Source organism: Flavobacterium sp. FlaQc-49 (genome assembly GCF_044005985.1).
Taxonomy (GTDB): Bacteria; Bacteroidota; Bacteroidia; order Flavobacteriales; family Flavobacteriaceae; genus Flavobacterium; species Flavobacterium cupriresistens.
This window is the reverse complement of sequence record NZ_JBIPCS010000002.1, coordinates 390,969-414,692: the sequence shown is the minus strand read 5'-3', so window position 1 is coordinate 414,692 and position 23,724 is coordinate 390,969. Positions and strand designations below refer to the sequence as shown.

The following is a 23,724-nucleotide window of genomic DNA, read 5'->3' as shown; positions in this document are numbered from 1 at the left end:
AGTGGCCAAAAAAGTTAGACACGAATTACACGAATTTACACGAATTAAAATTTTTTAAATTCGTGATGAGAAAATATTTTGCCACAGATGCAAAGGATTAAAAAGATTAAATAATCTGTGGAAAAAAAATAATTCGTGAAGATTAATACAATTTGTGGCGAGAAAGAATCCTAAATCAGTTCGGATCATTTCAATAAGTGGCAAAAAAAACAATTAGTGGAAATTCGTGCAATTTGTGTTCAAAAAAAGAATCACGAAACCCAAATAAAATAAAATCGTTTTATATATTTGATTTCAGGATAAAATTTGCATTATTTGTAAAATAAAAGCATAAAGTCCGAAATATATTAATTTTTAATCGTAAAACCTTATATGGCATTTTCAAGTTTATTTCGAAAAAAAACAGTACAGGAAATTCTAAAACAAGTTGCAAAAAATGATGCAGACGGTCATAATGCATTAGGCAAACACTTGACTGCTCGTGACTTAACCGCTTTTGGTATAGCTGCAATTGTTGGAGCAGGAATTTTTAGTACAATCGGTAAAGCCAGTGCCGATGGAGGACCAGCAGTAATTTTTCTATTCCTTTTTACAGCAGTTGCCTGTAGCTTTGCCGCTTTTGCTTATGCAGAGTTTGCATCGATGGTACCGGTTTCTGGAAGTGCTTATACGTATTCTTATGTTGCTTTTGGAGAAATTATAGCCTGGATAATTGGCTGGGCGTTAATTATGGAATATTCGGTCGGGAATATAACCGTCGCCATATCGTGGAGTGATTATTTTACAGGACTCCTCGCCAGCGGAGGCATTCATCTCCCGCAATGGGTTCAAATGGATTATTTGACCGCTTCAAACGGATTTAATAACGCAACAGCTTTAATGCACAGCGGAAAAACATTCGAGAACTTAGAACCGGCTTTACAATCGGCTTATACGGCCTGGAATACCTCTCCAGTCTTATTTGGTTCTTTTCACTTTGTTGCCGATCTTCCGGCTTTGTTGATTATTATTTTAATTACAGCATTGATTTACCGCGGAATGAAAGAATCCCGTAATGCGAGTAATATCATGGTTGTTGTAAAACTTTGTATCGTGCTTCTGGTTATTGCAGTTGGTATATTTTATGTAGATACAACCAATTGGCATCCGTTTGCACCAAATGGAGTAAGTGGAGTGCTAAAAGGAGTGTCAGCGGTATTTTTTGCTTATATCGGTTTTGATGCCATTTCTACAACTGCGGAAGAATGTAAAGACCCACAAAGAGATTTACCACGCGGAATGATGTGGGCGATTATCATCTGTACCTTATTGTACATTGCAATTGCTTTGGTTTTGACCGGAATGGTGCGTTATAACGAATTAAATGTTGGTGATCCGTTAGCATTTGTGTTCGAGAAATTAGATTTAAAATGGATGTCAGGAATTATTGCCGTAAGTGCGGTAGTAGCAATGGCGAGTGTTTTATTGGTTTTTCAAATGGGACAACCACGTATCTGGATGAGTATGAGTCGTGACGGATTGTTGCCAAAACGTTTCTCAAAAGTACACCCAAAATTCAAAACGCCTTCTTACGCTACTATTGTTACCGGTTTTGTGGTGGCAGTTCCAGCTTTGTTTCTGAATCTTACTATGGTAACAGATTTATGTAGTATTGGAACCTTATTTGCATTCGTTTTGGTTTGTGCCGGAGTTTTGGTTTTGCAAAACAAACCGGAGATACCGAGAGGGAAATTCAAAACGCCTTATGTCAATTCACAATATATAATGCCGGCTTTTTTAGCGATCGGATTGATTTTTGCTTTTGGATATAATAAAAAAGCAACAATGAGTTTTATTACAAATGAAACTCAAATCAATAGTTCGGCTGATATTATTACGTCACTAGATAAAAATGATTCCGAAAAAGTTTTCAATTATCTGAAAAGTATAGATGTTCAGAATAAAACTTCAGAAACATCCGATTTAGAGCATTTATTGAGTCAATACCAAGATGATGAAGTAAAATATGCTGAGGTTGTAAAAGGTTTGCCAATCAATGATTCCTTAAAATACGAAAGTGGATTAAGTTTATTCAAACACAAAATCCCGATGTGGATTTTCTTATTGGTTTTAGGTGGATTAACGGTATGGGCATTCAGACAAAAACTATCATTGATCCCGCTTTTAGGTTTAATCTGTTGTTTGTATATGATGGCCGAATTGAGTGTTTGGAACTGGATTTATTTCACTGTTTGGTTGCTTATTGGTCTTTGTATTTACTTTGGCTTTAGTAGAAAAAACAGTAAATTGAATTTGGTAGAAAAAGTGTAATAGATCATTAATTCTAAGCTATAAATGAAAGCCGTTCTGATTGTTCAGAACGGTTTTTTTTTGTTGCCACGAATGGCGCGAATTTGCATGAATTAATTTTTGCCACAGATTAAAAAGATTGGCGCAGATTATTTTATATGGAATCTGTTTAAATCTGCTAGATCTTCGTGCGGTAAAAATGACTAAGTATTTTTTCACGCAGATTTAGCAGATTTCATTTTGCCACGAATTGCCCGAATTTGCCCGAATTGTTTTTTTGCCACAGATTAAAATGATTAGCGTAGATTATTTTATATGGAATCTGTTTAAATCTGCTAGATCTGCGTGCGGTAAAAATGACTAAGTATTTTTTCACGCAGATTTAGCAGATTTCATTTTGCCACGAATTACCCGAATTTGCCCGAATTATTTTTTAGCCACAGATTAAAAAGATTCGCACAGATTATTTTATCATTAAGTTGAAAAATTAAATCTGCTCAAATCTGCTCAATCAGCGTGCAATAAAAAATCATTTTAATCCTTTTAATCTGTGGCAAAATATTTTCAAGCAGATTCATTTCCAAAGCAAACAGCAAGAATTTATTAAATCTTAATTCGTGAAAATTCGCGCCATTCGTGGCAACAAAAAAAATCCGCTAAAAGAAGAATCTCCAGCGGATTTAAACAAACTAAAAAAAAATCTTGCAAATTTATTTATAAAGAATTGTTTTGCTTTTATAAGATACCAAGCTCGACCATGCAAGCTTTCATCATTTCGTAAGTTCTCTGAATATCGTTATCTAAACCAATTGAAAAACGAATTAACCCATCCGTTAATCCCATTTCCGCTTGCTCTTCTAACGGAATTTCACTGGAAGTTGAAGTTCCCGGTGCACTGAAAAGTGTTTTGTAAAAACCTAAACTTACTGCCAGGTATCCTAAATTTCTGGTTTGCATTAATTCCATCAGTTCATTGGCTTTTTCTAAGGTTCCGACATCAATGGTCATCATACCTCCAAAACCATATTCCGGATTGATCATTGTTTTGTATAGCGCATGACTCGGGTGACTTTTTAGCCCCGGATAAACTGTTTTTAAGCCGTCTTTTTCAAACTGATCCGCTAAAAAATGAGCGTTATGACTGTGTTGTTTGATACGGATATGAAGCGTTCTAAGATTTTTCATTACACTGGCAGAGCGTAAGCTGTCCATTGTTGGTCCCAAAAGCATGCTGGCTCCACTGTTTACATTTTTCAAAGCGTTAATAAACTCTTTAGAAGCACAAGTGACGCCACCAACAGTATCACTACTTCCGTTAATGTATTTTGTTAAACTATGAATTACAATATCGGCACCCAATTTTGCAGGTGAAACAGATAGTGGTGAGAATGTATTGTCAACAACTAATTTTAAATTGTGTTTTTTAGCAATTTTTGCCAAACCAGCAATATCAGCCACTTCAAGTAATGGATTGCTCACGGTCTCACAATACAAAACTTTTGTATTTGAGGTGATGGCAGCTTCTACAATATCTAATTTTGTGATGTCTACAAAACTCGTTTCAATGCCAAAACGAGGTGTGAAGTTTTTAAGGAAAGCATAGGTTCCGCCATAGATGGTACGGCTGGAAACGATATGGTCTCCCGCACCACATAATTGCAGTAGAGTAGGTGTAATGGCGCCCATTCCGGAAGCTGAGACATTTGCTGTTTCTGTGCCTTCCATAGCAGCCAAAGCCTGGTCCAGATACAAATTACTTGGCGATGAATGACGGGAATATAAATAACAGCCTTCCATGTTGCCTTCAAAAGTATCAAACATGGTTTTAGCGGAAAGAAAAGTATAGGTAGAAGAATCTGAAATGGACGGATTGACACCACCAAATTCACCAAAATATTGTAAATCCTGAATTTTGTCTGCCGGATTAAAATCGTTCATTAGAGTTGTTTTTAAGTTAGTTTTATTTTTTCAAATTGATATCTGTCATTGACATTGATCTTTGAAATTGATTCCTACGATTGGAATTATTTTTCAAAATAAATCTATATTAGAAAATAAGTCAATGCTTGTTGTTATAATTAGATTTTAAAACTATAATTATGATTATTTGTAGATTATTTGTTTAAATTTGGTTAATAAATGAAGTTGCAATAGATTTTCTTTCATTCCTAAAAACCTACAAAAAATGACTTTAGACGCTACAGACAAAAAGCTATTGGTTTTGTTACAAACCGATAGTAAAAAGACAACCAAAGAATTGTCCTTAAAGCTCAATCTTTCGGTAACTGCGGTTTATGAACGCATCAAGAAGTTAGAGCGCGAAGGGATTATTAAAAATTATGTGGCTTTGGTCGATAAATCCAGAATCGAAAAAGGGTTTGTAGTTTTTTGTCATTTGAAACTGATTCAACACACCAAAGAGTTTTTAACCAAATTCGAAAGTGAAGTTATTCAGCTCAACGAAGTTTTAGAATGCCATCACGTAAGCGGTGATTATGATTACATCTTGAAAGTACTTGTAAAAGACATGGAGGCCTATCGGGAGTTTTTGGTAACCAAACTGACTTCACTACAGCACATTGGAAGTACGCAGAGTATGTTTATGATTAGTGAGGTGAAGAATTCTACGGTGATTTCTTTTTAGAAGTTGCTGAGGTTCTGAGTTGCTGAGGTTCTAAGATTTAGGGGTAAAGGGTCAGAGGTTTAAAGGTTTTTTAAGTTGCTAAGATTTCGAGTTGTTGATATCGCAGGGCTTTATTTATGAATTGCCTCCAGCTTTAGCTGGAGATTTAAATTAGGACATGGAAAAGGCTTTAGCCAAATTTTGTTTCTGCGTTAAAAGTAAATGCCTATGAATTTTTTAGATTGGTATAGACAGTATTTATCAAGATAATAATATACAGATTATGGAAGAGTGGGAGCCAATATCATTTAATGAACTTAGTGGTGAAATTCAAAAATCAGAACCTGATTTGAGTGAAGAGTTGTCGAATTTTTGGCAATCAATTAAACTTGATCCAATAAAATGGTCTGAGAAAGATTATGGTGATGAAGGAGGAGGTTTTTGGGTAGTAGCCCTCTGTGGGGATAAAATTATTTGGTATAATGATATTGAAGAAGGATTTAATATCTCAAATTATAATAAACTGGGTGAAATCAAGGATTACTGTTGTAATCAAGATGAGCTTAGTTGGGCAGTGGAAAAATTATTTAATTTTATAAAATTTGGAAAATCGTTGATTCAACGGACTAGAGCCTAAAAATCTTGATATAATTGTTTTTAATTAGTTTATGAATAAGTGTGAGGTTCTACGTTTTTGGGTGCAAAGCAACAAAGGTTCAAAGAGGCAAAGTCTTTTAAGATTCTAAGGTTTTAGACTTTTATTGTAAAACACAAAGTTTAAAAACCTGAAACTTGAAACCTGAAACCTGAAACTTGAAACCTGAAACCTGAAACCCGAAACAAAAAAAAACACACCACCCCTCCACATAACTCCTAGCGCCCCTTGCAGTTAATCATCCCTCAAATTTCACACAAAAAACATTGTAATTTAAACTTCAGACAAAACTTAATTCCTTAATTTTGTAACCGCTAAAAAAATTTAAATCAAATACTATGAGTTCATTTGACGTAGTCATTATAGGTTCAGGTCCCGGAGGATATGTTTCAGCAATTCGTTGCGCACAATTAGGTTTCAAAACAGCAATCGTAGAAAAGTATACTTCTTTAGGAGGAACTTGCCTTAACGTGGGTTGTATTCCATCAAAAGCATTATTATCTTCTTCGCATCATTATGCAGAGATTGCTCATTTTGCAGATCACGGGATTGAAGTTTCGGGAGATGTAAAAGTTAATTTAGAAAAAATGATCGCTCGTAAACAAGGAGTTGTAGATCAAACCGTAGGTGGAATCAACTACCTAATGGATAAAAATAAAATTACTGTTTTTAATGGTTTAGGTTCATTCGTTGATGCAACACACATTGCGGTTGCTAAAGCTGATGGAACTTCTGAAACTATTGAAGCAAAATATACTGTTATTGCAACAGGTTCTAAACCGTCTTCTTTGCCATTCATTAAAATTGATAAAGAAAGAATCATCACTTCTACTGAAGCTTTGGCTTTAAAAGAAGTTCCAAAACACTTAGTGATTATTGGTGGTGGAGTTATCGGTATCGAATTAGGACAGGTTTATTTACGTTTAGGAGCGCAGGTTTCTGTAGTAGAATTCATGGACAGAATTATTCCGGGTATGGATGGTGCTTTGTCTAAAGAATTGACTAAAGTATTGAAAAAACAAGGAATGAAATTCTACGTTTCTCACAAAGTAAAATCAGTAGAAAGAAACGGCGATGCTGTTGTGGTTCAGGCTGAAAATGCAAAAGGAGAGACTATTACACTTGAAGGAGATTATTCATTAGTTTCTGTTGGTCGTCGTCCGTACACAGATGGATTAAACGCAGACAAAGCCGGAGTAAAAATTTCAGACAGAGGACAAGTTGAAGTAAACGATCATTTACAAACAAATGTTCCAAATATTTATGCAATCGGAGATGTTGTTCGTGGAGCGATGTTGGCGCACAAAGCGGAAGAAGAAGGTGTTATGGTTGCTGAAATCTTAGCAGGTCAAAAACCGCATATTGATTATAACTTAATTCCTGGTGTTGTTTACACTTGGCCGGAAGTTGCTGCTGTTGGACAAACAGAAGAGCAAGTTAAAGCTTCAGGAACAGCATATAAAGTGGGAAGTTTTCCATTTAAAGCTTTAGGACGTGCAAGAGCAAGTGGAGATTTGGACGGTTTCGTAAAAATCATTGCTGATGCCAAAACAGATGAAGTTTTAGGAGTTCACATGATTGGAGCCCGTACAGCTGATTTAATTGCTGAAGCAGTTACTGCAATGGAATTTAAAGCATCTGCTGAAGACATTTCAAGAATGAGTCACGCACACCCAACTTTTGCTGAGGCAATCAAAGAAGCAGCATTAGCGGCTACAGATAACAGAGCATTACACGTATAATTTAGTACGAAATTATATTTGACCGTCAGAATTTACATTCTGGCGGTTTTTTTTGTTTTTTAAAATATTGATTCGTAACTTTATAAGAGAAAATTATTCTTTTGCTTGGTACAATCTTTATTCAAATAAGGATTTTGGAAACTTCAATAGAGCGAAATTAAATATCCGGAAAATAACCAGATTTCTTGGATTTGATTTTTGACAGAGAAAAAATAAAATTATTATAACTGCAGAATTCGTTACAGCATATACAATAAAAGAAGATAACAGGGACTATGATGTCAAAAAAGACAAGTGGGAACAAAGTATCGGGAAAGCCAAATTTGTCAAAAAAGACGATGTTGGGGTGCTAAGAGTCTCATTTTTTGGTCCTTTTTACTAAGGTAGTAAAAAATAAACCCGACAGGTTTTTGAAACCTGTCGGGTTTATTTTTTAGTTTGGTAATAAATTAAGGAGTAAAAACAGTTTTGTAGTTATCCCAATATCTGTAGATCAAAAATAAATTGGCTAAGAATAATAGTCCTGCTATCGGCAAACCTTCGGGAGCCATGAAATAATTAATAAACAAAATATTGATTGTAATTGGCAAGATTAGAATATTAGCCAATGTTACAAAACGACCCGTTAAAAAAGCAATTCCACAAAGCAACTCTACTGATTTTGCCAATGGCAATAAATAAGTTGAGGCCACTAAGCCCATATTAAAAGCTTTAAAATTTCCTGTAACTTCCGGTTCAGGAGCCAGCTTAAAGAAAAAACTGATTGAAGCAAAGAGCAATAAAAGGCCAATCAAAACTCGAATAATAATAGTAGCAATTTTCATAATACTTAGGATTTTTAAGAGGTTGAAAAAAATAATTATGTGCTTGATATAATTTGAATTCTCGTATAAAATGAAAATCAATTTTAAACCTTATTTTACTGAGGATTTTACAATCAAAACAATCTATTTTAAGATTAATAGAATGCTATATCAAATATAACGAATTTTTTCTTATAAAATTGTCGCTTAATTAACAGTTTTTAGCTTATTTCTTTACGTATTTTTTATAGAGGAAGAAGCCACCAAAACCCATCAGAATAAAAGGCCATAGATTAAGAATAAAGACAAATATGGCTTCAAGAATGTACCAGCCATTTTTTAAAGAATCAATGATTTGAATGCCTAAGTTTGGCTTGTAAGCGTTACTGTCTTTATCGCTGGCTGTAATTTCCTGTTTTGTCGTTTCCTTTTGATAAAGCTGTAGCGTAATGGTGCTAAAGTTGATTTGATCTTCCATCGACAGTTGGTCAATTATAGTATTGTCTTTTGCTTCTTTTTGGGTGGCTAAAGCATTTTCGGCCTGCATGATATCGGTCATTTTTTTGCCTTTGGTATCAATTGCTTTTGCGACTCTTTTTTCGGTTACCACATTTCTTTTCTGTGCCAGTTGATTGGATAACAATTTTAAAGAAACATCATCCGCTTTAATGACTCTCGAGTCCAGAAAATCAATTTGTTTGGCTATGGTCTTGATTACGGTATCCAATTGCGTATTTGGTACACGAATCGTAACATTGTTTTCAACCGTATATTTTGTAGTTTCTAAAGTGCTGTCCTGACTAATTTTGGTTTTAATCTGTTCCTGAATATTACTTTGTAAGTTGGTATAGGTGACAAAACCTCCAAATTTCTGAACTGTATTTTCAATCGCATAAGTTGATTTAGCAACATTTTTGACTTTAAATTTAATATCGGCGGTTCTGATGAACTTTTGCTTACTGTCTTTTTTTTCTACTGCGGCGGAAGAAGAGACTGTGGCGCTGTCTGCAACTGCAGTTGCATAATCTGCGGTCTGATCGTTGAGTGATGCATCATCTGCTTTTTTGCAGGAATATAGCAATGTAACAGTTGCCAGTGTAGTTAAACTTACTTTTGTAATTGTTTTCATAAAGGATTAAAAGATTAAAAGAGGATTAGTTATGGATTTACACGATGTAAACCGTTTTTATTATTAGAAACAGCTTTAAGGATTGGTATTAATCTCGTATACTAAAAAGCATGCCAATATTTTTTCCGGTATTATTTTATTGAAGGATTTTTTTTGTCGTAATTTTGAAGTCTAAATTATACCACTTTTGAGAGTTACAATTCATAAACCTATTGCCAATCCGGAGCAACTTAAACAACAGCTTTTAATTTGGTCGCAACAATTCCGTGAGGTTATTTTTTTGGACAGTAATTCCTATCCACAAGAATATTCAAGCTTTGATTGTCTGCTTGCTGTAGATGCTTTTACTTCTGTGAAAACAGATTTTCATAACGCTTTCGATGATTTGAAACAATATCAATCGACCACGAAAGATTGGCTTTTTGGATATTTAGCTTACGATTTAAAAAATAATATTGAGAGATTAAAGTCGTCCAATTTTGATGGATTGAATTTTCCGGATTTGTTTTTTTTTCAACCTAAAAAAATATTTTTATTGAAAGGAAATCAGCTTGAAATTCAATACCTGTTTCTTTGTGATGATGAGGTTGAATTTGATTTTGAAGAAATTACGAACAGTCATTCTCAATCATTTGAGACACTGGGCGCAATCGAAGTACAGCAACGAATTTCAAAAGAATCTTATGTCGAAAAAGTGACAAAAATGCTGGAGCACATTCACGTAGGTGATATGTACGAAGCTAATTTTTGCATGGAATTTTTTGCTGAGAATGCCATTATAAATCCTATAGAGAAATTTCAAAAGTTGAATGAGATTTCGCAAGCGCCTTTTTCGGTTTTCTTTAAAAACGATAAGCAGTTTTTGCTTTCTGCATCACCTGAACGGTATCTGAAAAAAGTTGGAGATACATTATTATCTCAACCCATAAAAGGAACTTCAAGACGCTTTTCAGATTTTACAGAAGACGAAAAATCAAAGGAGTACCTTAGGAAAGATGCAAAAGAGCGTGCCGAAAATATCATGATTACCGATTTGGTTCGAAATGATTTGTCGCATACTGCCCAGAAAGGTTCCGTTGAAGTTACAGAGCTTTGTGCTATTTATTCGTTTTTACAAGTGCATCAGATGATTTCGACTATAACATCAAAACTAGATGCCCAATATACCCCAATTGATGTCTTAAAAACCACTTTTCCAATGGGAAGTATGACGGGAGCGCCAAAGATTTCTGTAATGAAAATTATTGAAAATCTGGAAGAAACCAAGCGTGGTTTGTACAGTGGTGCCGTTGGATATTTTACACCTTCGGGTGATTTTGATTTTAATGTCGTTATTAGAAGTATTTTGTACAATCAGGAAAATAAGTATGTTTCGTTTTCTGTTGGAAGTGCTATTACGTCACAATCCGTTCCAGAGAAAGAATATGAGGAATGTTTGCTGAAAGCTAAGGCGATGCATGAGGTTTTGCAATAAAAATGAGTTGCCACGAATTACACTAATTTTCACTAATTAATGTTTTGTTGTTTGCTAATTTAAAAAAAAATGATTCGTGCCAATTCGTGAAATTCGTGACTAGAAAAATATAGCCACAGATTAAGAGGATTAAAAAGATTAAAAATGAGTGTGAATCTTTTTAATCAGTGGCAAAAAAATGATTCGTACCAATTCGTGGAATTCGTTGCCAGAAAAATATAGCCACAGATTAAAGGATTAGGAGATTAAAAATCAGTGTGAATCTCTTTAATCAGTGGCAGAAAAAATAATTCGTGCCAATTCGTGAAATTCGTGTCAAAAAATATAGCCAAAGATTAGGAGGATTAAAAAGATTAAAAAAATCAGTGTAAATCTATTTAATCTGTGGCAAAAAAAACTAATCTGTGTAAAAAGTAATTCTTATAGCTTGCTTCACCTGTTTTTTTATCTGTCGTTTGAACGAAAGTAAATATTTTTATCGCGCTTAACATTTCATTTGAAAATTAATAAAATTTTAATCTTTATCTTTATCGAATGCTTTCAAAGTTTCAAAATCATGTCGCTTCCAGATTTTCTTTTTTAGAAAATAAAAAGCTCTTTCTTGCCGTTAGTGGAGGTTTAGACAGTATGGTTTTACTGCATTTGCTCAAACAATTACCATATGAAATTGCGGTTTTGCATTGTAATTTCCAACTTCGTGGCTTAGAAAGTTTTGGCGATCAGAATTTCATTCAGGAGTATTGCGACACAAATAAAATCCCTATTTTTATAACACAGTTTGATACGGAGGCTTTTGCGAAAGACTATAAACTTTCGACTCAGGTTGCGGCTCGTGAGTTGCGCTACAGTTGGTTTTATGAGCTTTTAGAAACCGAAAATTTCGATTATATTCTAACAGCGCACCATGCCGATGATAATCTGGAGACTTTTATTATCAACTTAGCAAGAGGTACGGGATTGGATGGATTAACCGGAATACCGGAAGAAAATGATAAAATTATTCGTCCGCTTTTGCCTTTTTCAAGAGAGGAAATCTTGAAGTATGCTCAGGAAAATAATATCCAATGGAGAGAAGACAGCAGTAATGCCTCTAATAAATACCTCAGAAATAAAATTCGCCATGATTTAGTTCCGATTTTAAAAGAAATCAATCCTAATTTTTTGAATGCTTTTCAAAAAACACAGTCTTATTTGCAGGAAGCACAGGTGATGGTTGAAGACGCTTCGATCATGATTTACCAACAGGTGGCCAAAGAAATGGAGGATGATATTCATTTTGATTTAGTTCAGCTTAAAAAGTTGCCCAATTATAAATCGTATCTGTACCAATGGTTGAATGAATTTGGATTTGTTGCCTGGAATGATATTTACGACTTAGTTGACGGTCAATCCGGAAAGCAAGTTTTTGCAGCGGAATTTCGCTTGTTGAAAAACAGAAACACATTGATTTTATCCCCGATTTTAGAAGAGGATGAAAATGAGGAATATATAATTAATGAAACAGATACAGACGTTAATTTTCCCTTAAAATTAAGGCTTTGTCAGGTAGATGACATTACTATAGATTCAAATAAGGCTATATTTGTTGCTGTCGAAAAAATCCGGTTTCCTTTGATTTTACGTAAATGGAATGAGGGAGATCTTTTCTATCCTTTTGGAATGCAGGGTAAATCTAAGAAAGTGAGTAAGCTCTTTAAAGATGAAAAATTGTCTCTGCTTGAAAAAGAAAAAACATGGATTTTGTGTTCTGACAACCAGATTGTCTGGGTGGTTGGAATCCGCCAGGACGAACGATTTAAAATTGAAAACACAACTACTAAAATACTTAAAATAGAATTACAATAATGAACTCAAATCAATCTTATCAGACGATTATCTCAAAAAATGGTTGGCATAAAACCATTGTATTTTTGTTATTTTTCATTTTTGCTTTTGCAAAAGGCAATGCTCAAATTTTAGAACCGGTAAAATGGACGGCTAAAATTGAAAAGAAATCAGGAAGTAATGCGGTTTTGATTTTTGATGGTGTGATAGAAAAAGAGTGGCATATGTATTCGCAATTTACGCCAGATGGAGGCCCGCTTCCGTTGGAAATTGCGTTTAAAAATCAAAAAGGGAATTATACTTTAGTTGGGAAAGCCAAAGAGGGTAAAACCAAAACGGCTTTTAATGATATTTTTGGTGTGAATGAAACTTTCTTTGAAGGGAAGGCACATATCGAACAGGAAATCACAATTACAAATCCGGATTTAAAGACCGTTGATGTTGACTTTGACTTTCAGGTTTGTAAAGAAGTTTGTATCAATTCCAGTAAAAAGTTCTCAATTGTAATTCCGGCATCCTTTAAAATGGAGGCAGTTGCGACAGTATCGGAATCAAAATTGGATGAAACTAAAAACGCGGGATTGGCTGTTGATACCTTAACAAAAGAGGTAGTGGCACCTGCAACAGAAAACGTAAAAACAGAAGTTACTTCAATAACAGAAAAAGCAGAAATGCCAGCTCCGGCTTCGAAAAGAAGTTTGTGGTCTATCTTTTTCATCGCATTTTTATCAGGTTTCGCAGCATTGTTAACGCCTTGTGTTTTTCCAATGATTCCGATGACAGTGAGTTTCTTTACAAAACAGAGTAAAAGTAGAGCAAAAGGGATTCGAAATGCTATTATTTACGGTATTTCAATTATTGCGATCTATGTTATTTTAGGTTTAATTGTAACTAAAATATTTGGAGCTGATGCATTAAATGCGTTGTCTACAGATGTTTGGTTTAATTTGATATTCTTCGTTATCCTTATTGTATTTGCTACTTCTTTCTTAGGAGCTTTTGAAATTATGTTGCCAAATTCATGGGCAAATAAAGCCGATCAGCAAGCCGACAGAGGAGGATTAATCGGAATATTGTTCATGGCATTGGCTCTGGCAATTGTTTCTTTTTCTTGTACAGGACCAATTGTTGGGACCTTATTAGTAGAAGCAGCTTCAAATGGAGGAATTGCTCCAATTGTCGGGATGTTAGGATTTTCGTTAGCTTTAGCGTTACCTTTTATGCTTTTTGCGATGTTCCCGGGTTGGTTAAATTCATTGCCAAAATCGGGTGGATGGTTGAATACGGTAAAAGTGGTTTTAGGATTTTTAGAATTGGCTTTGGCTTTTAAGTTTTTATCAAATGCCGATTTAGTTTTACAGCTGCATTTCTTGGAAAGAGAAGTTTTTATCGCAATCTGGATCGCCATTTTTGGAGCATTGACTTTGTATTTGTTTGGAAAAATTACTTTACCTCACGATAGTCCATTACAGCATATTTCAGTAGGAAGATTGTATTTAGGATTGCTTACCTTGGTATTTACATTTTATTTAATTCCGGGTCTTTGGGGTGCGCCTTTAAAATTAATTAGTGCGTTTCCACCACCTCCACAGTATAGTGAAAGTCCATTTGGTGTTGGAGGATCAGCAGGTTCTAATGCAGGATCGGAAGAAGGATTACCGGAAGGAGCCGAATTGGGACCTCATGGCATCATGGTTTTTCACGATTACGAGGATGGATTGGCGTTTGCAAAATCGGTTAACAAACCTATAATGCTTGATTTCACCGGTTATGCTTGTGTAAATTGCCGAAAAATGGAAAACAATGTTTGGTCTGATGAAAGAATTTTGCCAATCTTAAAAAATGATGTCGTTCTGATCTCTCTTTATGTTGATGATAAAAGAGAATTACCGAAAGAAGAACAGTTTACAACAGCTTCAGGTGATGAAATCATTACAGTTGGTGATAAATGGACCGATTTTATGATCTCAAAGTATAAAACCAATACACAGCCATTATATATTATTACAGATTTAAATGGTAAAAATTTACATAATGATAAACCAACTATTAGTTATGTGGGGGCCGATGAGTATCTGAATTGGTTAAAAGAAGGAATCGCTAATTTTAAATAAGAGTTTGTTTGTTCTGAGAACAGGAAAATATAGTATTAGGTTGAATTAATTCAAAATAAAAATCCCTCTGGTTTAAAACCTAGAGGGATTTTTTGTTTAGGAAAATGAAGGGATTAATTGTTATAAAAATTCTCCGTGTTGAGAGATGTCCAAACCTAGTTCTTCTTTTTCTTCTGTAACTCTTAGCGGAGTGATTTTATTTACAACGAAAAATAGTACATATGAACCTACAAAAGCAAAAAGCGAAACTACTATTAAAGCAGTTAATTGGTTTATGAACAAGGTAGGTGAACCGAAAATTAAGCCCTGATTATCTCCAACAGCAGGGTTGATGGCTTTAGAAGCAAAAACTCCGGTTAGCAACATTCCTACCATACCACCTACACCGTGGCAGGCAAAAACATCCAGTGCATCATCGATTTTACCTTTAGGAAATTTGCTGACAACAAGGTTACTCACAATAGCAGCAAAAAGACCAATAAAGATAGCATGCGGAATGCTTACAAAACCGGCAGCAGGTGTAATGGCAACAAGTCCTACCACAGCTCCGATACAAGCTCCTAAAGCAGATAATTTATGACCCAGAATTTTGTCAAGGAAAACCCAAGCCATTGCGGCAGCAGCAGCAGCGACAGTTGTGGTTCCTAAAGCCTGTACTGCTAACCCGTTTGCACCTAAAGCAGAACCGGCATTAAAACCAAACCATCCAAACCACAATAAACCGGTCCCTAATAATACATAGGTAATTCTTGCAGGATTTACTTTTTGAATTTTTCTTTTGCCTAAAAAGATAGCTCCGGCCAATGCAGCCCAACCGGCACTCATATGTACAACTGTTCCTCCGGCGAAATCTAATACGCCCATCTTAAAGAAAATACCTTCCGGGTGCCAAGTCATGTGGCACAATGGGGCATATATAAGTAATATGAATAAAACCATGAATAATAAGTAAGCCCAGAAACGTACGCGTTCTGCAAAAGCACCTGTAATTAAAGCAGGGGTTATGATGGCAAACTTAGCCTGAAATAATGCGAATAACATAAAAGGAATCGTAGGAGCAAGACTCCATGCGGTATTAGTACCAACCCCCTGAAAGAATAAATTAGGCATTGGATCACCGATAATTCCTCCAATAGTTGGCCCAAATGCCAGTCCAAAAGCAACGAATACCCATAGGAGAGTAACAATAACCATGGCCATAAAACTTTGTAGCATGGTGCTGATTACGTTTTTCTTACCGACCATACCTCCGTAGAAAAATCCTAATCCCGGTGTCATAAGCAATACAAAGGCAGTTGCTACAATCATCCAGGCTGTATCTCCTGTATCAAACTTTACAGCTTCAGCAGGAATTGGGTTATCTGATAGAATAAAATTCGAGACAAAGGTTAGTACTAAAATAGTGATAAGAATCACACTTAAAATAATTTTTCGCATAGTTAATTCGTTTTAAATTTTTTATAAAAATATAAAATGATTCAATACCCGTATAAAAAATAGGGTCATGCTCTTTATTTTTGCTAATTTTTTATTTTGACCCCCTGTTTTTTAGTGTATAATCTTTATGAGGTGGTTAAATTTTCAATTTGTTAATTTGAAAGCTGCGAAATGAGGTATATTGAGGTGATCTTAACATAAAATGAGAGAAATAATCTGACTATAAATCTTTTTGCGTAGAAATCTTTAATAGTTTTTCTGTAAAAATGATTTTTTTTAAATAAAGTATTAGATAAAACACATCAAAGATATATAACAGGTAAAACAGTTGCAAATAAAGGATTTACAATTGTTTTTCGTTTTTTGGTATTGCAGTTAAAAGCAGGAAGATGTAAGGAATTGGAACTGTTTCGGCAGTTTTATCGCAATTTCCCAATTACGAATACACTGTATTCGCAATTGAGTTGGAGCCAATATAAATTACTCATAAGGATTGATAATCAAGATAAAATAGCTTTTTATATTGCCGAAACGGTAAAGAATAATTGGACAGTAAGGCAGTTGGAAAGGCAAATTTATAGCAGTTTGTATGAGCGCCTTTTATTGAGTAATGATAAAGAAAATGTATTGGCAGTAGCCCAAAATGAAAAACAACCTTCCGATGCTAAAGAAATTATTAAAGACCCGATGTATTTGGAGTTTTTGGGGTTAAAAAGAGAAGCGTCATACTACGAAAAGGACTTGGAAAGTGCCATTATTACACATTTGCAAGACTTTTTATTGGAATTGGGTAACGGGTTTTCTTTTGTAGCAAGGCAGAAAAGAATACATATTGATGGCGATGAGTTTTTTGTAGACTTGGTATTTTACAATCGCCTTTTGCAATGTTTTGTAATTATTGAAATCAAAACACATAAACTAACGCATCAAGATATTGGTCAATTGCAGATGTATGTGAATTATTATGACCGCATAGAAATATTACCTCACGAAAACCCAACCATTGGTATTTTACTCTGCGCAAATAAAAACGATGCAGTAGTGAAATTCACACTACCAGAAGAGCAAAAACAAATTATTACCAAGCCAGTATACACTTTACCTGCCAACTGAAAAACAGCTTTTGGATGAGGTAAATAAAGAGCTGGAGAGTTTTGAAGAGAAGGATAGCGATTAAAATGAATTAAAAAGACATTTAAATATATTAATACTCACGACCCATCAGAATATTTCAGAGGGATTTAGCAAATATTGGTAATAAAACGGACATTGAAGAAATTATAAAAATCATTAACGAAGTAATCTTAAAACAACATTACGGCTTGACAAATCTTGACAAATAAAGGAAATAGAGTTAGCTCACAGCATTTGGAGAAAACTGTCGAGACCCAACCAAGATTTAGAAGAGTAGTAGATAAACCACAAAGAAGAAAATTAGTAATGATGAATGAGTTTACTCCCAACGACATCAATCAGTTCCGTTCCTTATTCAAAGGTAGTGAAGACGTATTTTCCATTCGTTGGGAAAAATCAGGTTATATGCCTGCCTATCAATACGGCTTTTTACCGAAAACTTTTAATTAAAAAAAGCGCCAACTGATTTCTCAATTGGCGCCTAAACTGATTAGAGTTAATCTAATTATTTCTGATTGAATTTCGCTTTAAATTTATCATTCAATTTGGTTTGAAACGTTTCCAAATTAATTGTTCTTCCCTGAATAAAAGCAGCTGTCAGTTTGTTTGTTCTCATATCTAAAGCATCACCTTCAGAAATAAATAACGTTGCATCTTTACCTGTTTCTAGAGTGCCACAGGTAGATTCAATGCCTAATAACTTGGCTGTATTTGAAGTTATCAACTGTAAAGCTTTCTCTTTATCTAAACCAAAAGCAGCACAGGTTCCTGCCAGGAAAGGCAGATTTCGTACACTCATACGTTCGTGATCACCGCTGTTTTCAAGACCAACAATAATGCCTTTGTCTGTTAGGATCTTAGCCATTTTATAAGGCAGGTTTACATCCTGATCGTCGTTTGTCGGCATGTCATGAACACGTCTTAGTAATACACCAACATTATGTTTTTTCAATAAATCGGCTGATTTATAAGCTTCAAATCCACCCACAATAACAATCTTGTTAATTTGGTTGTTAAGGGCAAGTTGTATGGCGTCTATAATTTGTTTCTCTTCATCCGCATGTATGTAAAGCGTTTGTGTACCCTCAAAAAGAGCTTTGGTAGCTTCTAAAACTACATTTCTTTCTTTTGCAGCAGTTTGATTGTAAGCTTTAGCATTGACCAAAAAAGCATTTATCTCTTCAACTTGTTTTGGATAGTCTTTGTTAGGTTCAATTACGCCCGGTTCAAACCAGGATCCCGATCTTTTAAAACTGAAAGGGAAATTAAGATGGATTCCGTCATTTTCTTTTAGAATAGCATCTTGCCAACTCCATGCGTCTAATTGAACAACAGAAGAAGTACCTGATATGGTACCTCCTCGTGGCGTTATCTGCGCTATTAAAACACCGTTTGGACGTACGGTTTCAACCACTTTTGATTCTGAATTATAAGCAATAATACTTCTTACATTCGGGTTAAAACTTCCAATTTCTTCCATATCATCGGAAGATTTTACCGCATCAATTTCTACTAAACCCAAAGTAGAGTTTGGAGCGATAAAGCCCGGATAGATATGTTTGCCACTGGCATCGATCGTAGTGTCGTAGGCATCAGCAGCCAATCGTATCGTGGTGGCATCTGCTACTAAAGTGATTTTGCCGTCTTTAAATCCAACAGCGCTGTTTTGAATCACGGTTCCGTCACCCAAGTGTGCTGTTGCGTTTAAAATTAAAATTGATTTTGTTTGTTTTGGTGCCGGTATTTGCTGTGCTTTTATTTGAAATGATGCACAAAATAAGAGCAGCAATATATAGATGTTTTTATTTTTCATTTTATCTGTTTTTAACTTTACAAGTTTTTTAAAGGTGCTTTGATTATTGTTCTAAAGTGTCACAGTGATACTCTATCTTCTCTTTTTTAGTAGGCTTCTGAGTATTTGCTCCTTTGTTTTTTTCTTGTAACATCTGACCGATCAGGATGTTTCTTTCTTTAGTGATTGCAAGTTGTTTGTCGGCATCTTTTTCAATATCAAAATAAACAACTCCTTCGATAATTGTTTTTTCTGCTTTAGCATAAATAGATAAAGGATTATCACTCCATAAGACCACATCGGCATCTTTACCAACTTTAAGACTTCCTACTTTATCATCTATATGCAATAATTTTGCTGGATTAAGAGTAACAAATTTCCAAGCATCTTCTTCAGAAATATTTCCGTATTTTACTGCTTTTGCTGCTTCCTGATTTAATCTTCGGGACATTTCGGCATCATCAGAGTTATAAGCAACTACGACACCTTGGTTGTGCATGATTGGACCATTGAATGGAATGGCATCATTAACCTCAAACTTGTAAGCCCACCAGTCTGAGAATGTCGAAGCTCCAACGCCATGTTCTTTCATTTTATCAGACACTTTATAGCCTTCAAGAATATGAGTGAACGTGTTGACACGGAAGTTGAATTTCTCCGCAACATTCATCAACATCAAAATTTCCGATTCAACATAAGAGTGGCAAGTAATAAAACGGTCTTTATTAATGATTTCGGCTAAAGTCTGTAATTCAAGATCAACTCTTGGTGCTTTTCCTTTTTTAGAACCGGAATTAAAAGTCTTCCAGCTTTCGTCATATTCTTTGGCACGTTGAAAGTAATCAGTGAAAACCTGCTCAACTCCCATTCTGGTTTGTGGGAAACGAGTAGGGTTCTGAATGCCCCAATTGGCTTGTTTTACGTTTTCTCCTAAAGCAAATTTGATAAATTTAGGCTGGTTTTTATACAACATTTCTTCTGGTGAAGAACCCCATTTCCATTTTACGATAGCAGAACGTCCTCCAATTGGATTTGCAGATCCGTGTAATAATTGTGAAATCGTAACTCCTCCGGCTAAATCTCTGTAGATATTAATGTCTTCCGAATTTACAACATCCTGAATCGTAACTTCTGCAGTCGAATTGTGTCCGCTTTCGTTTACCCCTTTTGAGATAGCGATATGCGAATGCTCGTCAATAATACCACTGGTGATATGTTTTCCTTTGGCATCGATAGTAACCGCAGCTGCATCAGAAAGATTTTTACCAACGGCAGCAATTTTTCCGTTTTTGATTAAGACGTCGGTCTCCGTTAAAATTCCTTCTTTTTCATTCGTCCAAACCGTAGCGTTTTTGAAAAGCAGGGTTTGAGCCGTTAATTTTTTTGAGTCACCAAAAGCAACGTTAGGGTAGGTGGTCGGAATAATTACATTTGGTTTTTCTACTTTGGAAGAGTCTTTTACAGCAGTAAAAGGACTTGTTCTTTTTGCGTTCCAAATCAATTCATTTCCGTTTGAAAGGACTGCTTTTCCGGATAGATTTTCCGTGTTTTCTACAAATCCGGTTAAACGGGTGTAGTTAGATTTCGTTGTATCACTTGGTTTAAGGACAAGAGAAATCCAATTTTTAGAAACGTTAAAAGTACTGTTTACTTTGGCAGCAGCAGCTGTAGTAACTTCAGATTTTGGAGTAGTTTCAGTTCCTGCAATTTTCCATTTGTAGGTATCGTTTCCAATGGTTAAATCGTAGTTGCCACGAATATCTTTTGCATTGATGTCATTAACGATGTATTTAGTTCCTTGAACCCAGTTTTCATACAAAATTGTTTTTTCATCAAAAATTTCACCCGATGTAATTACAAAATTGGCATAAGTACCTGTTTTTAAACTTCCAATTTCATTGCTTTTTCCTAGAATAGCAGCAGGAATTGTCGTTAATGATTCTAAAGCTTTTGTTTTATCAAAGCCCAATTTTATGGCTTTTAATAAATTAGTTTTAAAGTCTTCCGTTTTCTTTAGTTTGTCTGTTGTCAAAGCAAAAACGACTCCATTGTCTGAAAGGACTTTAAGGTTGGTCGGTGCCTGATTCCAAAAACGCATGTCTGTTAATTCTACCTGATTCGATAAATAAGGGTTAGAAACATCATAAGCTTCCGGGAAACTAATTGGAATAATAAATTTAGCATTCGTGTTTTTAATTTCCTGAATTCTTTCAAATTCATTTCCGCTTCCTTTCAAAACGTAGTTCAATCCAAATTCTTTTGCAATTTTAGAAGCTCTCAAACTATTTAGTTTGTCTTCTGCAGCAAATATTTGAATTAGTTTTTCATTAGCAGCCAATGCTTCTAAGGATAAATCTTTGGTTTCAGAATTTCCTTTTTTGTACCAATCCAAATCTAAATACATCTGGCGCAACAAGGCCATCGAACCCATTAAAGAACTAGGGTAGGCTTGGTTGGTCACGTTACTTTTGGTAAAAGCAAAGTGATTGGTAATTTTATCTGCTATAATTTGTTTGCTGTTTTCGGTATTGTTCAAAGCAACTAATACTCCGGTTCCCTGTGCGATTCCATCAGGTATATGAGTACCGACAACACCAAAACCGGCTTTTAATAATTCCTCTGCTTTTGCAGTATCGTATTTAAAAGTTTCGGAACCGTTTAATTCAGAGCGAACACTTTCATTCCAGTAGTAGCCGACTCTTTTGGTGTCATATAACGGGCTACGGTCGCCTCCGGAGCTTAGATTTCTTTTTGGTTTTTCAATTCCAAAACTGGTATAAATATCAATAAAGGAAGGGTAGATGGTTTTACCTTCAAGATTAACAACGATGCTGTTTTTAGGAATCGAAACAGCATTACCTACCGCAACGACTTTACCGTCCTGAACAAGTAAAGTTCCTTTTTCGATTTTTTGAGTTGGGGTAACATAAATGGTAGCATTAGTAAAAACCGTGTAGTTTTTATTTTTGTTTTGTACACTTTCGTTAACGGGGAAATAGCTTTGTGCCTGTGTTTTTGTTAAAAAAACAGTCAAAAAGAACAGTAGTAAGGTTTTTTTCATGGATAATTAGTATAATTTTTAATAAAAATAACAAATATTAATATTTGAACAAGTTTTAAATTAAAAATTATACTAATTATGGCATTAGAAGCTACTGAGCGAGGTACTGGCTTTTTTGGCTTGTCGTTTTAGAATGTTTTTGGACTGTTTTATTCTAAGTTTTGTTTTTTATTTTAAAATGCTTTCATAACGGTTTTTTAATCCTTCCAGATAAGGCGCTTTGATTTCTGTTGCGACTTCTACTGCTTTTTTTAAGACAGCTGTTGCGTCGCTTTTTTTTCCGTTTTGCTCCAAAAGATCACCATATTTTAAAAAGGCAATAGGAGATTTTGGATGTAGTTCGGCATTGCTTTTTAAAATGGATTCTGCAATATATGGTTTTGTCTTGGTGTAGTCAGCTGATAAAACATCGATGTCACCCTCATTAAATAAATCAGATTCGGTCATTTTTTTTATCACCTGGAATAGTTGTTGATCCATTTTAGCCAAATCACCTTCGTTGAGTGGTTTTGTTTGTTGGTCAATAGAGGTCTGTAGTTCCTGATACAGTTTTTTCGATTCCGCTGCGTTTTTGGTTCTGTAGTTTTCGGCTGCTTTAGTGGCTAATTCTAAAGTTTTATCGTAGGCCATGTCTTTGGTTGTTTTGTATTCCGGGATTACACCAATTCCTTCCCAGTTTGTTTTTGTAATGGGGTTAATACCAGTTCCGGTAGGAATGAATATTTCTAACAGGGAATTAATTTCAAATGACTCAGCGGGATTGGCACCACCACCAGTTGTTTCACCGACTAATGTTGCTCTTTTTTGAGTTTGCATATTGTAACTGAATTCTTCAGCTCCCGAAAAGGTTTTTGCGCCGGTAATAATAAACAAAGGAACATCAAGTCTCTTTTTTCCGTTTACCTCTTTTACCCAAAATTCTTCTGTATAGTTGTCTTTTCTAAAATATAATGTATTTAATAGTAAAGGGGCTTTAAGAAAATAACTGCATAAATATTGAACCGTTTTTGGGCTTCCGCCGCCATTGGTTCTTAAATCAATAATGATGGCGTCCGTTTTTTCTAGTAAATAAAGATAGGAATCAATGGTTTGATTCGTTTCGTGTATGAAAAAATTAAAATTAAGATACCCGATATTGCCATCGATTATTTTGACTTCTCTAAAACCATTTGCAAGCTTACGATTATCGGTTAAGTTATGAAGGTAAATTTCATAAGAATCCTGGTTTGATTCTGTTTTCTCCTTTGTGGGAACAAATATTGGCTTGATTCCCAAATGTTTGTCGTCGTTAATGAATCTTACCTCTTTTGTCAGTGCTGTTGAAAAAGAATCTAACAGTTCGTATTTTTTAAATTTACCGTCTTTGTACGCCCCTTTTAAATGGGCTCCGATCAATTTTGCCTTTTCAGGAAAGATATAGTTTTTTTGAAGAAGGGAATCTATCTTTAAAACAGTTTCCTTTTTAAATTTTTCAGTTATTTTCTTTTGCTGGCCGTTTACTTGCAGGACAATACCAAAAGATAGAAGTAGCATAAAAACAAGCTGCCGACTAAAAGAAAAAGCTTTGTTTTGAATTGGTTTTGAGGTGTGATTCATAGTGGTTTTTGGATTTTTTAGGATAGCGCTAATATAGAATTTTATTACAAA

Annotated in this window: 16 protein-coding genes; 9 read left to right on the top strand and 7 right to left on the bottom strand. The window is 34.9% G+C overall.

What is annotated here, in order from left to right; translation table 11 throughout:
* The first annotated feature begins 372 nt into the window (after window positions 1–372).
* A complete protein-coding gene (locus tag ACHRV3_RS05010) occupies window positions 373–2,310 on the top strand; it encodes an amino acid permease (RefSeq protein ID WP_047778234.1) in 1,938 nt (645 codons plus the stop codon).
* 714 nt (window positions 2,311–3,024) lie between these two features.
* On the opposite strand, the gene ACHRV3_RS05005 is transcribed toward ACHRV3_RS05010, so the two are convergent.
* A complete protein-coding gene (locus tag ACHRV3_RS05005; RefSeq protein WP_395433540.1) occupies window positions 3,025–4,227 on the bottom strand; it encodes an aminotransferase class I/II-fold pyridoxal phosphate-dependent enzyme in 1,203 nt (400 codons plus the stop codon).
* Window positions 4,228–4,474: 247 nt separating this feature from the next.
* On the opposite strand from ACHRV3_RS05005, the gene ACHRV3_RS05000 reads away from it, so the two are divergent.
* From ACHRV3_RS05000 to lpdA, 3 genes are all read left to right on the top strand, one after another.
* Entirely contained in the window at window positions 4,475–4,933 is a 459-nt protein-coding gene (locus tag ACHRV3_RS05000) for an Lrp/AsnC family transcriptional regulator (protein WP_047778239.1), read from the top strand.
* A gap of 262 nt (window positions 4,934–5,195) precedes the next feature.
* On the top strand, window positions 5,196–5,549 hold the full coding sequence (locus ACHRV3_RS04995) for a hypothetical protein (protein ID WP_395433539.1): 354 nt from the start codon (window positions 5,196–5,198) through the stop codon (window positions 5,547–5,549).
* Window positions 5,550–5,905: 356 nt separating this feature from the next.
* Window positions 5,906–7,309: a dihydrolipoyl dehydrogenase gene (lpdA, locus tag ACHRV3_RS04990; RefSeq protein WP_047778247.1), complete on the top strand. Its 1,404-nt coding sequence runs from the start codon at window positions 5,906–5,908 to the stop codon at window positions 7,307–7,309.
* A gap of 449 nt (window positions 7,310–7,758) precedes the next feature.
* Here the strand turns inward: lpdA and ACHRV3_RS04985 are convergent, their stop codons facing one another.
* Window positions 7,759–8,133, bottom strand: coding sequence for a DoxX family membrane protein (locus ACHRV3_RS04985; RefSeq protein WP_047778248.1), 375 nt, complete (start codon window positions 8,131–8,133; stop codon window positions 7,759–7,761).
* Window positions 8,134–8,338: 205 nt separating this feature from the next.
* Complete coding sequence (locus tag ACHRV3_RS04980) at window positions 8,339–9,241, bottom strand: DUF4349 domain-containing protein (RefSeq protein WP_395433537.1); 903 nt, start codon at window positions 9,239–9,241, stop codon at window positions 8,339–8,341.
* A gap of 187 nt (window positions 9,242–9,428) precedes the next feature.
* Between ACHRV3_RS04980 and ACHRV3_RS04975 the strand changes: the two genes are divergently transcribed.
* The 3 genes from ACHRV3_RS04975 to ACHRV3_RS04965 all read left to right on the top strand — a co-directional run bounded on the left by ACHRV3_RS04975 (window position 9,429) and on the right by ACHRV3_RS04965 (window position 14,653).
* Window positions 9,429–10,715, top strand: a complete 1,287-nt coding sequence (locus tag ACHRV3_RS04975; protein ID WP_395433535.1) for an anthranilate synthase component I family protein — start codon at window positions 9,429–9,431, stop codon at window positions 10,713–10,715.
* Between the two features lie 534 nt (window positions 10,716–11,249).
* Entirely contained in the window at window positions 11,250–12,560 is a 1,311-nt protein-coding gene (gene tilS, locus ACHRV3_RS04970; RefSeq protein ID WP_395433533.1) for a tRNA lysidine(34) synthetase TilS, read from the top strand.
* Window positions 12,560–14,653, top strand: a complete 2,094-nt coding sequence (locus ACHRV3_RS04965; RefSeq protein WP_395433532.1) for a cytochrome c biogenesis protein CcdA — start codon at window positions 12,560–12,562, stop codon at window positions 14,651–14,653. The genes tilS and ACHRV3_RS04965 overlap by 1 nt, the downstream gene beginning before the upstream one ends.
* Before the next feature lie 120 nt (window positions 14,654–14,773).
* On the opposite strand, the gene ACHRV3_RS04960 is transcribed toward ACHRV3_RS04965, so the two are convergent.
* Window positions 14,774–16,090 (bottom strand): ammonium transporter, encoded by a 1,317-nt coding sequence (locus ACHRV3_RS04960; protein ID WP_395433531.1) that lies wholly within the window; start codon window positions 16,088–16,090, stop codon window positions 14,774–14,776.
* A 363-nt stretch (window positions 16,091–16,453) separates the two neighbouring features.
* On the opposite strand from ACHRV3_RS04960, the gene ACHRV3_RS04955 reads away from it, so the two are divergent.
* On the top strand, window positions 16,454–17,203 hold the full coding sequence (locus tag ACHRV3_RS04955) for a YhcG family protein (protein WP_395433530.1): 750 nt from the start codon (window positions 16,454–16,456) through the stop codon (window positions 17,201–17,203).
* A gap of 255 nt (window positions 17,204–17,458) precedes the next feature.
* Window positions 17,459–17,674: a TOTE conflict system archaeo-eukaryotic primase domain-containing protein gene (locus tag ACHRV3_RS04950; protein WP_395433529.1), complete on the top strand. Its 216-nt coding sequence runs from the start codon at window positions 17,459–17,461 to the stop codon at window positions 17,672–17,674.
* A gap of 55 nt (window positions 17,675–17,729) precedes the next feature.
* Here ACHRV3_RS04950 and ACHRV3_RS04945 read toward each other — a convergent pair whose 3' ends face one another.
* The 3 genes from ACHRV3_RS04945 to ACHRV3_RS04935 form a co-directional block, all read right to left on the bottom strand.
* Complete coding sequence (locus ACHRV3_RS04945) at window positions 17,730–19,037, bottom strand: amidohydrolase family protein (protein WP_395433528.1); 1,308 nt, start codon at window positions 19,035–19,037, stop codon at window positions 17,730–17,732.
* A 43-nt stretch (window positions 19,038–19,080) separates the two neighbouring features.
* The gene (locus tag ACHRV3_RS04940; RefSeq protein ID WP_395433527.1) at window positions 19,081–22,077 is read right to left on the bottom strand and encodes an amidohydrolase family protein; all 2,997 of its coding nucleotides are present in this window, start codon (window positions 22,075–22,077) and stop codon (window positions 19,081–19,083) included.
* 168 nt (window positions 22,078–22,245) lie between these two features.
* A complete protein-coding gene (locus ACHRV3_RS04935; protein WP_395433525.1) occupies window positions 22,246–23,673 on the bottom strand; it encodes a S41 family peptidase in 1,428 nt (475 codons plus the stop codon).
* Between the last annotated feature and the right edge of the window lie 51 nt (window positions 23,674–23,724).